The 13,318-nt window shown below is 48.1% G+C and carries 6 protein-coding genes and 2 tRNA genes; 3 read left to right on the forward strand and 5 right to left on the reverse strand.

Annotated features, from left to right (window positions below):
• Positions 1–3 precede the first annotated feature (3 nt).
• Positions 4–1,371, forward strand: a complete 1,368-nt coding sequence (locus tag BMW71_RS04245; RefSeq protein ID WP_092169834.1) for an NAD(P)(+) transhydrogenase (Re/Si-specific) subunit beta — start codon at positions 4–6, stop codon at positions 1,369–1,371.
• 158 nt (positions 1,372–1,529) lie between these two features.
• On the opposite strand, the gene BMW71_RS04250 is transcribed toward BMW71_RS04245, so the two are convergent.
• The 4 genes from BMW71_RS04250 to BMW71_RS04265 all read right to left on the reverse strand — a co-directional run bounded on the left by BMW71_RS04250 (position 1,530) and on the right by BMW71_RS04265 (position 4,615).
• Entirely contained in the window at positions 1,530–1,865 is a 336-nt protein-coding gene (locus tag BMW71_RS04250) for an L-rhamnose mutarotase (protein WP_092169836.1), read from the reverse strand.
• Between the two features lie 14 nt (positions 1,866–1,879).
• The gene (locus BMW71_RS04255) at positions 1,880–2,710 is read right to left on the reverse strand and encodes an amidohydrolase family protein (RefSeq protein WP_092169839.1); all 831 of its coding nucleotides are present in this window, start codon (positions 2,708–2,710) and stop codon (positions 1,880–1,882) included.
• Between the two features lie 13 nt (positions 2,711–2,723).
• Entirely contained in the window at positions 2,724–3,800 is a 1,077-nt protein-coding gene (locus BMW71_RS04260) for a 3-oxoacyl-ACP synthase III family protein (protein ID WP_092169842.1), read from the reverse strand.
• 179 nt (positions 3,801–3,979) lie between these two features.
• On the reverse strand, positions 3,980–4,615 hold the full coding sequence (locus BMW71_RS04265) for a peroxiredoxin (RefSeq protein WP_092169844.1): 636 nt from the start codon (positions 4,613–4,615) through the stop codon (positions 3,980–3,982).
• Positions 4,616–4,837: 222 nt separating this feature from the next.
• On the opposite strand from BMW71_RS04265, the gene BMW71_RS04270 reads away from it, so the two are divergent.
• Together BMW71_RS04270 and BMW71_RS04275 are read left to right on the forward strand one after the other, a co-directional pair.
• Positions 4,838–4,909: transfer RNA gene (locus BMW71_RS04270), tRNA-Glu, on the forward strand.
• 30 nt (positions 4,910–4,939) lie between these two features.
• A tRNA-Glu gene (locus tag BMW71_RS04275) sits at positions 4,940–5,011 on the forward strand.
• A gap of 193 nt (positions 5,012–5,204) precedes the next feature.
• Here BMW71_RS04275 and BMW71_RS04280 read toward each other — a convergent pair.
• Positions 5,205–13,274 (reverse strand): malectin domain-containing carbohydrate-binding protein, encoded by an 8,070-nt coding sequence (locus BMW71_RS04280; RefSeq protein WP_177179567.1) that lies wholly within the window; start codon positions 13,272–13,274, stop codon positions 5,205–5,207.
• Between the last annotated feature and the right edge of the window lie 44 nt (positions 13,275–13,318).

The raw sequence follows: 13,318 nt of genomic DNA on the forward strand, positions 1-13,318 counted from the left end.
GTCATGATTTTACAATTAATCGATATAGGCTATCTGGTCGCGGTAGTGCTTTTTATTCTGGGAATAAAATTGATGAGTCATCCGGAATCGGCGAGAAAAGGAAACAGCATTGCACTGGCTGGAATGATTCTGGCTATTGCGGTTTCCTTTTTTACCCCCGGATTGGATAATATAGTGCTTATTCTAATTGCCATTGCCCTCGGAACAGTAGGCGGCCTTTATTCGGCCAAAACGGTACAAATGACCGCCATGCCCCAGCTGGTCTCGTTTTTCAACGGAATGGGTGGTGCGGCAGCAGCGTTGATCGGACTGGTAGAATATGGAGACCTCGCGATAGACGATATTGGAAAAGGCAGTGTCCTGATGGCGAGCTTGATCATCGGTTCCGTTTCCTTCTCCGGATCCATGATTGCCATGGGTAAGCTACAGGGTGTCGTAAAAGATATCCGCGTTAACAAGATTCTCGCATTTTTGGTGTTGGGCCTGGCCATTGCCCTGGCGGTATACGTACTTATGGCCGCTGAGCCAAAACCCCTGTTTGTTTACGGACTGGTTGCGCTGGCATTGATCTACGGATTGCTATTCGTTTACCCCATCGGGGGTGCCGATATGCCGGTTGTCATCTCTCTGCTCAACTCCCTAACGGGTGTGACCGCAGCTACCACGGGTTTGCTGTACGATAACAAGGTAATGCTCATGGGTGGAATTCTGGTAGGCTCTGCGGGCCTTTTGCTGACCTTGCTGATGGCCAAAGCGATGAACCGCTCTGTAAGTAATATTTTATTCACCTCTTTCGGTTCGGCGGCCGGCACCGCTGCAGCCGGGCAAGACGGAGATCAGGTGGCCAAGGAAATCAATACCTACGACAGTGCAATCCTATTGGCTTACGCCAAACGGGTAGTGGTCGTTCCCGGATACGGGCTGGCTGTAGCACAGGCACAGCATGCGGTACACGACCTGGAAAAAATTCTGGAAGAAAAAGGCGTGGAAGTAACCTATGGTATCCATCCCGTTGCGGGTAGGATGCCCGGACACATGAACGTGTTGTTGGCGGAATCGGATGTTTCCTACGACAAATTAATCGAAATGGACGACATGAACGAACAGCTACCCAACACGGACGTGGTCATGGTCATCGGCGCGAACGATGTTGTCAACCCCGCTGCCAACGATGATCCTTCAAGCCCGATCTATGGCATGCCCATTTTGGAAGTAAATCGAGCTACCAACGTCATAGTGATCAAGCGAAGCATGAGCTCCGGCTATGCCGGCATTCAGAACGCGCTCTTTTTCGATCCAAAAACGCGCATGCTTTTCGGAGATGCGAAAAAAGTACTAAATGGATTGGTGAGTGAGGTGAAAAACATGTAACCACCAAACGTACACCCGTATAAAAAAGCTGCCTGAGCCTCCAGGTAGCTTTTTTTTTGATTGAGGATAAAACATACCTTTCTAGAGGCAGTTTGTTCTCTGTCGCGTACAGAAACAGAAAGAAGTTCGAAAGGACTAGCGAAAGCGTCCGCTTCACTTCATTTCCCCAGCGAAAAAATCTGCTCCATCCGAACCCATTTTTCACCCGGTGCGGCCCAAGCCAGGGATTTTTGAAAGCCACCCATCAACTTTTCCCACGCTTGCACTTGTTGATTGGCAGCATCCATCTCCGCCTTTCGTTCAAAGGAAAACTCCTCTCCCACTTCCATGATCATAAAAAGCCGATTGCCCGTGAGATAAATATCCATCACTTGTATGCCTGCCTCTCGGATGCTATCTTCAATGGCAGCAGGAACCTGCTGGTGATGCGCCTTGTAACGCGCGATAGCCGCCGGGTCATCCTGTAGATCCAATGCGAAACAATACCGTCTCATTTTTTTTCATTTAGTCAAAGTCTGTAAAACTGTCGGGCATTTTCGTACCAGATTTTCTCCTGCAAAGCTATTGATTGCTCCTTCAAGTACTCCTCCAGCACCCCAACGACCTGCCCATAGGTAGCGGCGAGCCCGCAAACCGGCCAATCCGACCCAAACAACAACCTGTCCTCGCCAAAAGCTTCGACCACCACGTCCAGGTAAGGAAAAAAATCTTCCTTTTTCCAATTTGTCCAGTCGGCTTCCGTCACCATTCCGGATACCTTACAACAAACCTGCGGATGCCCGGCGAGTTCCTCAATCTGCACCTTCCAATCAGCAATCGCCCTCTGTTTAATTTTTGGCTTTGCCAGGTGGTCCAGTACAAACCTACCCTCGGGAAAATTGGCCACTGTTTGTATGGCGCCGTCCAATTGATGCGGAAGTACCAACAAGTCGTAGCTGTAGCCAGCCTCGAAAATCAGTTGCAGTCCCTGCTGAAAGGAAGGCTGCAAGATGAAATCGGGATCTTTTTCGTCCTGCAGTAGGTGCCGAAAGCCTTTTAGCTTGCTAAAGGGCTGATAGGCATGCAAGGTATCCTGCAGACCACTCGACCGAAGGTCCACCCAGCCAACCACGCCAAGCAAAAAGGGGTATTCCTCTGCCAAATGAAGTAGAAAGTGGGTTTCCGATACCTCGGAAACGGCCTGTACGGCTACCGTACCCGCTACCTCATGGGCTTGAAGGTGTGGGTGCAGCGTAGCCGGTAAAAAGTCTCTGGCAATGGTCTCCATGCCGTTCCCAATCCAGGGGTACCGCTCGGCGTCGTATTGCCAAAAATGCTGGTGTGAATCTATCTTTTTCATGGGAAGAATGGTTTCATTCGGGATGTCGGTAGACCATAACGTTGATGTTCATGCCGGCGCCCACCGACGCAAACAATGCGTATTCGCCAGGAACAAAGCGGTGGTGACCCAACTTACCTTTAGCAACCAAATCGTATAAGATTGGGACGGTCGCAACCGAGTTATTTCCCAATTTCTGAATACTCATGGGCATGAGGTCTTCCGGTACTCGGTCTTGTTCGTACAAGTGAAACAGCCGCTCCAGAATGTTGTGGTCCATCTTCGCATTTGCCTGGTGAATCAATACTTTTTTAATATGGTCAAGTGGCAGTCCGGCCCGATCGATACAGGCTTTTACGGTCGGAGGGACGGTTTTTATGGCGTATTCGTACAGTTTCCTTCCATTCATCTTTAAAAAGAGCGTATCGTCGGGAAAATCCGGATTGTATGAGGGGCCCATGGTAAGCAAATGGGCGTGATTCAGGGTGTCCGACCGGGTTATATGGGTAATGATTCCCACCTTTTCTTCTGTTTCACAGGCTTCCAAAATAACCGCACCGGCACCGTCGGAAAAAATCATGCTATCCATGTCGTGTGGATCCGATATTCTGGATAGGTTTTCCGCACCGATCACCATCACACGCTTGGCATCTCCGGATCGGATGTAGTAATTGGCCTGAATCATGCCCTGAACCCAACCGGGGCAGCCAAAAGGTAGGTCATAGGCTACGGTGTAGGGATTAGCGATCCCTAATTTATGCTTAACCCTGGCTGCAAGAGTCGGACAGGTATCGACCCGTATGTTGTCTTTCCGAATATCTCCGAAATTATGGGCGACGATGATGTAATCAAGGGATTCCCCATCGATGGACGCATCGTTTAAGGCATCTCGTGCGGCCAAATACCCCATATCGGACGTCATCAAATCGTCTTCGAGGTACCTCCTTTCGCTGATCTCGGTAATCTTCTGCAGGGTAGCCACAATGTCTGGGTTCGGTTTAGCCAGTCTTTCTCCGTTGGCTCCGTAAAAATCTCTGGATAAAAAATGGTCGTTAGGAATTCGAATGGTCGGCAAGTAACTCCCTGACCCAATTATGATGCTTTGTATCATGTCCTTTTGTGTATGTGATCCGTTTGTAGGAAACCTAAAAATCCTAAAGTAAGAAATTTTCGCTTACGGGATAATAAAAATAAAAAATGATTGGCTTTGGGTTCCCAAATTTGAAGGGAACAGTACCTTACAAACAGCAAGGTATAAAAAAAGGATGATTTGCATCATCCTTTTTCATTTCAAAGATTGGGTTGAGGTGTTGTCCGGAGATAGGGTTTTATTTCCTTGTGTCCTTTAGGAAATTTCGCCGGTATGTCTTCGTTCTTGATGGCGGGAGCAATGACCACATCTTCGCCGTGTTTCCAATCTGCGGGCGTAGCCACGCTGTAATTGGCCGTAAGTTGTAGGGAGTCAATCACCCGAAGGAGTTCATCGAAGTTTCGTCCGGTGCTCGCAGGATAGGTGATAATCAATTTAATTTTTTTATCCGTTCCAATAATAAAAACCGAGCGAACCGTAAGTTTCTCGTTCGCATTCGGATGAATCATGTCGTACAGTTCAGACACCTTTCTGTCTTCGTCGGCAATAATCGGAAAATTCACGGTAGTATGCTGGGTTTCGTTGATATCTTTGATCCAGGCATGGTGGCTATCAATGCCATCCACACTTAGTGCCAACATTTTAACATTTCGTTTACCAAATTCCTCTTTTAGTTTTGCCGCAGCCCCTAGTTCCGTTGTACATACCGGTGTGTAATCGGCAGGATGGGAAAAAAGGATTCCCCAGCTGTCGCCCAGATAGCTGTGAAAATTAATTTTACCCTCAGTCGAGTCGGCAGTAAAATCTGGCGCAATATCTCCTAATCGTAATGACATGGTTATTTAATTTAAATTAATCTATAGGTTTAGTAGGGAAACGTTTTCTCGGGGGAAAAAGTTTGGTAAACTGGTCCTTTTTAAGTGAATCCAATTTTAATTGCTTATTTTCAAAGGATTGGACGTACGCCACCGAATAATTTTTTGGTGGGTTTTGGTTTGTTCTTGAAAGAACCTATATTTGCATCACCTTTCAGAAAAGAGCACATTCACTACTGAAATGGTCCGTTCGTCTAGGGGTTAGGACGCATCCCTTTCACGGATGAAACACGGGTTCGATTCCCGTACGGACTACATGTTGCTACTTCTTTTCTTTTTTGTAACGGTCCGTTCGTCTAGGGGTTAGGACGCATCCCTTTCACGGATGAAACACGGGTTCGATTCCCGTACGGACTACAACAAATAGGGTTTGCCTGTCTTCGTACAGGTGAGTTTTATTTGTGGTTGTTAGTGGTTAAAGTGAATAAAAAAACCTGGTCTCTTGATCAGGTTTTTTTTTGCTGGTTATCGGTCTAGAGGGCATCGCTCGTGCCGTGCAAAATTTTGATTGAAAAAAAGCCCGATCGTCAGACCGGGCTTTCGTTGCTTTTTACCGCGCAATAATCAATCGTAATTCCTTGGAAAGCCCTTGTTTTGAAATCAGCCGAACCACATACACTCCTTGCTCCAGCCGGTTTACTGGTAGCGAGTATTCCGGCAATCTGTTGCTACCAGCATGCAAAAGCATCACTTGCTGACCGGTAAGCGTATAAATTCCAATCCAATCCAATGGCATGTCCCCTTCCATGCGTACATAAGCTTCTGTATTCGCAGGATTGGGATAAATGATCGCAGACGGGAAGTTACTATTGACGAGCTCGCCGTTATCCATCCCCTCCGCTGCATCCGGATGCACAACCAATCGCGCCCCACTTCCGGAAGTTCCGACTTTTGGTGAAAATCGTTCCAAAACAACACCCGATACGTTTGCGTTATTTTTTGAAGCTATAAAATTGATTTCCATAACCCCGTCCGTAACCTCAATATTTTCAAAAACCAGTTCTGTCGGTAAGTTTCCGCTTTCCACGTAAATATCGAAGTTGTCTTTTACAAGTTGTCCCTCTATGTGGATGTCAAAAACCCGGTTACCTGGCCCTGCAGCAGGGCCGGCTTTTCCATACCATAGCTCGTTGTGAAAGGTTCTTACACGGTACGTTCCGTTTTCTACCGGGATGGTATAGGAGAAGTTACTACCGTACCGTTCTGATTGGAAAAGCGGTATGCTACTACCCGACGTGCTAATAAAGCTACTGTTGCTGGTGTAATAATCCGGATAGTTTTTATCGCCCACGAAATCGTCTCCCTGGTAATTGGTAGCAGCGACTGTTCCTGCATTCAAATACAGCGCCCAGGCAGGTAACTCGTCGGTGATTTCAATAGAAACCTGATCCGTACTACTGGCATTGGTTGCATCCGTCACTACCAGCTGTACTTCATATACACCTGGAGTCGCATATACATGTGTTGGACTCATTTCTTCGCTGCTTGCGCCATCACCAAAGGTCCAGGAATAATTCAGATCTCCTTCCCCACTTGAATTGGAGCCGTCAAACGCGATCTCTGCCGGGGCCACCCCTTCCATTGCGCTCGACACAATCAATGCCTGAGGCCCGACCGCAGCTTCGTCCGCAGACTCAATGCTAAACCCGGCAATGGAAGCATTATTCGACAGTGCAACAAGGCCGATGTTCAATTCCCCATCCCGAACGATAATTGTTTCAAATGTCAGTTCGGTAGGCTGGTTGTTGTACTCAGCAAATAAGTCAAGGTTACTTTTTACGGTTTCTCCCTCGATAAGTATGGAATAAACCCGCTGGCCGACTGCAGCGGCAGGCCCGTTTTTCCCAAACCACAATTCATTATGGTAGGTCTTCACCCGGTAAATTCCATTCGGAACAGGGATAGAATAGGAAAAGTTTGTCCCAAAACGTTCAGTCAGGAATAAAGTTGGACTTCCTGCGCTGCTATTGCTGTAGGTACCAGAAGACGAATAACTAACGCCGGAAACACTCTCCCCAAGAAACGTATTTCCAAGGTAGTCGATCGTAGCATTGGAACCCGAATTGACCTGCAAAGAAAAAGCAGGCTGAATTTCCTCCGCGGTAACCTGAATGGGTATAGTTGCTGTATCTTGATTGCCCAAGGAATCGGTTACAGTCAATCGGGCAATGTACTCGCCTATTGCTGTATAACTGTGAACTGGATCCGGTTCGGTAGCACTTTGACCGTCTCCGAACTCCCAGTAGTATTCAAGGGGTTCCAACCCTCCAGAATTGCTTCCGACAAACTCTACTGTTAACGGCGCCGCACCTGTGTCCTTATTGGCAGTTGCCACGGCTTCGGGCAACAAGACAGCATCCTCCGTTACGATTGAAAATCCGGAAATGGACGCATTGTTTGCGGAGGCGACCATTCGAAGCGTTAAAACTCCATCTCTCACGGCAACGTTTTGATGGTTCAGGGTGAGTGGCTGGTTGGCATTCGCCACAAACAAGTCAAAATCGTCTGCAACAACCTGTCCTTCAATGACGATGTCATACACGCGCTGCCCCGGAGCACCCGCCGGGCCACCTTTCCCAAACCACAATTCGTTGTGGTACGTTTTTACGGTATACAGGCCATTCGGGAGAGGTATATCGTACCCAAAATTTGTCCCATACCTTTCCGTGAAGAAGATCTCATTACTTCCCGCACCACCAATGGTCGAGGTTTTAGAATTTGTAAAGGAAATAGCTGCACTGCTCTCCCCAAGAAAATCCAAGCCTTCGAAAACGGTTGATGCGTTGGTACCTCCATTTACATGCAATTCAAAAAAGTTTGGTGAAACCACCGTTACCTGTACCTCATCGTTTGCCTGATCTCCTTGCTCATTGTAGACGGTAAGCGAGACCTGGTAGGTTCCGGGGGTTTCGAAGACATGTGTTGGGTTAGGTTCAGCAGAGAACGTTCCATCACCAAAATCCCAGAAATGGCTGAAATCAGAAGGCCTGCCAATGTCGTTGGAGAAAACCACTTCCAACGGTCCAGTTCCAGACAAGGTGGACGCCGTAATCGATGCCAGGGGTACCGAACCCAATTCTCCTTGGTTAACGATGGATAAACCAGATATGGAGGCATTATTTGCCGATGCGACTAACTCGAGCTGCAACAACCCATCGACCACTTCAATATTTTCAAAAACAAGTGCGACCGGTTGATTGCCACTTTCTACAAAAAGATCTAAATCGGGTTTTACCACTGTCCCTTCCAATACGACATCATAAACCCGCTTCCCAGGTCCAGCCACGCCACCTCCGGGTTGGCCAAACCAGGTTTCTGTATGATGGGTTGTTACGGTATAAATCCCATTCGGAACCGGTATCGCGTAAGCAATGTACGTAGAAAATCGTTCGGACCGATATAGCGTATCTACCGAGAGATTTGAATTGGTATAATGAGAGCCACCGTTGTGTATGTCGGTAAGTAACATGTCACCAACGTACGTATTTCCCTCAAACTGGGTATCCTTTGAAGAACCTGTGTTGTAGTAAATCGACACTTGCTCAAAGTTACCGTCGGCTAGCAGCGGAATCGTGGTTTGTCCGTCTTTTCCCCAATTGATCACCAGCTGGGCCTCTCCTTCTATGGAATCGCCCTCGTAATCCAACACCGGCTCAAAGCGGTGTCCCGAGGTCCAAAGTTGATTTTCAGGAAGGGAACCTTCTACGATGTTGAAATCGGCAGCGTTCGGACCAATTAATTCCACTGATCGAATCCATAGCCCGGTGTTTCCTGATTCAAGCGCCACCTCAACGGCTTTGGGTTGTCCTTTTTTAAACTGAACCAACGAGGGAACCATCAATTCGCTCTTGACTAGCGGTTCGCCGGAAGGTTGATCAAAGCCAAATACTTCCATGTTCTTTTGATTTCCGCCCCCTTTCTTTGGGGATCCGCCCAAGACGTACAATCCTTTTCCGGATACGATCCCTTGCGTACCATGTCGGGCAAAATTAAGCGGATTCAGCGTTTGCCAGGACTGTATCAATGGATCATACATCTCCGTTGTATTCAATGCAACGGCACTTGTGTCCACTTCTCCCCCTGCCACAATTAACTTATCCAGGTAATTATTTACGATCGCTCCTGCTCTTGGCGTGGGCAGATTCTGGCCGTCTGGCAAGGTACTCCAGGTCTGGGAATTGAAATCGTATACATCTACCTCAGGTATTACCGGAGCAAACGTACCTCCTATGCCCCCTGACTGCCGTCCCGACACGACATATAGTCTACTGCCGATAGTGACCGCAAAGAAGTGATCGCGCGCCCGCGGTGCATCCGGTAGAACGCTCCATTCTCCTGTCTTTGGATCGTACGAATCAAAGTAACTAACAAAACCTCCATCATGGCCATCGGTATTGCCACCGACGATGTAGAATTTACCCCGGTATTCAACCACTCCCGCTGATCCGCGTCTTCTGTTCTCGGGAATGGCGGGCCCCTGAATCCATTCTTCAGCCGCCGGATCAAACATCCAAATGTGCTCCGCTGGCAATTCATTGGGGTAATTGTTGGTTTGGAATGCACCAATGACCCAAATTAACCCCTCGTAGGTAACTGCCTGAAAATGGTTGAAACTATGTGGATTAATATTGGGCAGTGAGCGCCATTCGTCCTTCGAATAATCGTATATATCGATGGTTTTGGCGCTTTCCCTTCCTCCCAATAAATAAAACTTATCTCCTGCCTGTACAAAACTGTTTTCGTGCCTGCCTGTATAGGTGGTATCTTCATTGCTTACCTTCCACGTTTGGTCAATCAGGTCGGGGCTAATGGTCCATGTAAAATTAAAAGACTCGGCATCGGAATGAATCGCATCTTCGTCGTCGATGATAATGGTGACCCTGTAAGGACTGTTCGCCAATGCACCTTCCTCGATTTTCCCGTAGATGGTACCGTTGGTCGGCTCCAAATACACTCCCGGGGGCAATCCTTCCGCCGCATAGCTGAGGTTTCCATTCCCGCCGGAGGCAGAAACAAACATGCTCCCATCCAATTCATGGCCTGCAAAGTTTATTTGGTCCTCTATGGCAGTAAATTCAATGGGAATTTGGATCGGCTTTCCGATAATCTCTATACCGTTTACAAGCGGGTTTTCCTTTTGTTTGAGAAAGGAAATCGATAGCTCTCCGTCTACCACGGTTGTCGGATATTGGATCATTCCCCCAACAAGATGCCCAAAAGTCTCTACCAGATCGAGCGAAGACGCGACGGTTTCTCCCTCAATTTCAATAGTGAAATAGCGATTCAAGAGGCCAGACGTACCTGAAAAACCATTACCCATGTATAGATTGACCAAATAATCTCCGTTCGGCAAAGGTATCTGGTAGTCCATGGTTGCTTCCGTTGCATACCGCTCCTTATTGAAAATTTGCACGTACTGTTCGTCGGAGATATAGGCAGGAATGGACTCGTGTCGTTGATCTGCGGAAAACGAGTTGGTCGAGCTTCTTCCGCCCGATACAGAGAATGAGCCCGTCGTCTCCGGACCCGCGGTGCTATTCGCCAACCAGTTTGGGGCTCCGTTTTCACCGGGCAGTACATTTCCACCTGCATTGATTCGGAGCAGAATTTCAAAATCTTGCTCTACGATCACGGCAAACGATTGCTCAATAAAATAGCCGTTCGCATCGGTGGCCCGAACAGAAACCATCGAGGTCACCTCGTCGTTTGGAATAATCAGCCGAAGCTGATTTCCTTCTACCTGAGAGGCTACCAACGGATTGCTGTTTCCACTCACCGAGTACGTAAGGTTATTCACCCCATCGTCGTCGCCAAAATATTCATCAAGATTGATCACTACATCCGGATCACCTATCAAGCGGTTTACGTCCCGCAAGCTTCGGATGGCGTAGGGAATTTCTCCGCTTACTTTAAAAAAGTTCCATACAGCAATGAAACTCTCATTCGGATCATGGGAGGAACCGTAAATCCCTATGGCAAGCGGCTTGAGTATATCTTGTATCGCATTCTTTACCGCTCCTTTTGCTGTCATGACGCCCAGAGAAACCGCAGGCTCGTTACTGTACACGTACTTTGGTTCGATCGTCCCGTCTATGGGATTGATATCGAAAGACAATTCAATCAGTGTATTGCCATCGGCGCGTTGGTCTGCTGGAATCGGGAGAAAAAGTGAATCGGCATCTACCACATCATCGATTTCTTGAACGGCAGCAATCCCGTCTTTGGTAAATACCAATTTTACAAAGTTACTCTGGGTACCATCCCCTAGTTGTATACCTACTTCTCCATTGCCTTCAAAATCGTATAGCTGACCGGGCGAAGAAAGCCCAATGAGACCGGAAGAAATCATGTATTTTCCGGTTTCGGTCCCCACATTGACTCCGAATTGAAAACCCTTATCCTGATTATTGGCGGTGCCATTGGCGGTGCCTCCAGTCATCGAGACCTGTATGGCGCCGGCGGTCCCCCCGTAGATATCGGGAGGGCCAGGGCTTTCGTTACCCTTGTCCAGCCATTCGAGCCAATTGGGGTTTTCGTCACCGTTATTCATCAGACCAGTTAGCCCCAGGCCCAGGTAGCCAAACTCATTTCCAGATGCGTCGGATTGATTGGTGAAAAGTTGATTCTCCAGAGGTAAATCCCTGGGGTATCCAACTTGAAACGGATCATCGCTGTCCAAAATACCATCTCCATCGTCATCCAGGTCATTCAAATTGGATACAAAATCTTTGTCGTAGTCATCCGGTGCCGAAGCACCCGAACAGTAATCCGTACCATTGTCCAGCTCATCCTGATTTGTGTATCCATCGTGATCGTAATCGGCATTCGGATCAAAGTCGGGATCATCTACAGGGATACAGAAGACGTCATCGGCCGGAGTCAACACCATGATACGGTTATCAAAGGTGGCTACCCATATCGTACCCGGAAAAATTTCCCCATCGCCATTGGTTGCTATGCCCAACGCGTTTCCCCCATTTAGGTTCCACTTGCTAAACTCCGCTTCCTTGAGTGAACCGTCCTCGTTAAGGTGAATCAAATGCAGGGTGCCACCATTTTTACCCACAATTAAGGATCCTTTGATCGCACCATCAAAATTGGTCCCTTTGTATTCGGCAATCCCATTGGAGTTGTTTGGAAAAATGGTAACGATGGACGCTTCGGGCCCATTGGGGTTTGCCAGGGTAGGCGCTATAAAATCGGCCTCTGCCGGGTTTGCCATACTAAGAGGTACCGGTGGCCAGTTAGCCGGCAAGCTATTTGCCGCATACGCGTCAAAGCCCGGTTGTCCCGGAGCGACGGGTTCCAAAATCTGCGTTCGGAATTTATCCGTAGGCGTAAATGTGGGCGTTACGTTTTGAAAACCGTTATCATCTCCTACAAACTTTGTATATAACCCTGCTCCCCCTGGTTCAAAAGGAAAGGACGCTCCTGGCTGGTACGGTTGCCCGGGATTGGCGCGAATGGGCGTGGGATGGCCGCCATAATAGCTTCCCGGTTGGTATGCATCCAAATCGCTGGTTACCAATAGCAGATGATCCTGATTGTCGACAAACTCCCCGCTTGCGGAAGGATTAAGCGGGCTGGCCCCGGGTTCCCCAGGATCGTATGCATTGCTTACCAGGGTCGCATCCCCTTCGTGTAGGGGCAAACCACCCCAGTTGATGTTCGCACCGTTGTCGGTTACAAAAAGTTTTCTGTCCTCAGTAACCACCAAGTCGTAGGAATTTCTATAGCCGGGAGAGTAGATCTGCACAGGACCCCCTTCGGTGACCATGCCCATGTTTAGGCCATCGTTGCCTCCAAAAGGATCGTTTACATCCACCCCATCGTAATTGGGGTCATTCGGATCGTAAATACCATTCACGTTCTCTCTACTGGGATCGTCGAGTGTGGGAATGTCGTATTTGAATAGTCTACCTGAATGTGCATCTATTTGGCTGGGAAGTGCCTCTATCGCATCCAAATCGATGCTTAGTATGGCGGCCGAAAGAGCAAACTCGGTGATGTAGGTAAAGTTTTTGGAAGGCGCACCGGCATTGGTTAATCCGCCACTTGCTACCAGCAGGTAGGGCTTTCCATTGATTGTCGTGAATTCCAGCCCATTGGTGGAGTGATTTTCTTCCGAACGAGGCAGGCCACGTACCAAGTCGATCGCTTCCCAGGCCTCCCCGGTCCAGGTTAGCCGCGTTATAACGCCGGAATTTGTGTCCAGTAATTTGTCGCCACTTGGGCCTCCCCATTTCGGATCACTGGAGCTGACATACAGAATGGGGTTTTCTGCTGTCCCCACTACGGTCAACCCGGTTATTTGCCGATTGCCTCGATTGTCAAAGGCCAAAAGTCCGTTGTCGTCGTAATTGGGAATGCTCTTCACACCCAGCAAAACTTCTTCGTCCACCACGTCATACTGGTTGGGACCTTCTTTTAAAATCGTATAAATCTTGATTTCTCCTTTTAGCTGCGCCACATAGAGCCGCTCGTCCGGCCCAAATTGCAAGGAAGTTCCCAGGTCGACGTTTTGGAAACCATTAAAATTTAACGAAGCCTGGTTGAAACTGATATTCTGGCTGTAAACATAATTCTGACTAGTAAAACCAATAAAAATTATGAATAGCAAAAAAGGGATGGGATTTAATTTTACCTTCTCCATAACAAACGGAA

The organism is Cyclobacterium xiamenense (assembly GCF_900109255.1).
GTDB lineage: Bacteria > Bacteroidota > Bacteroidia > Cytophagales > Cyclobacteriaceae > Cyclobacterium > Cyclobacterium xiamenense.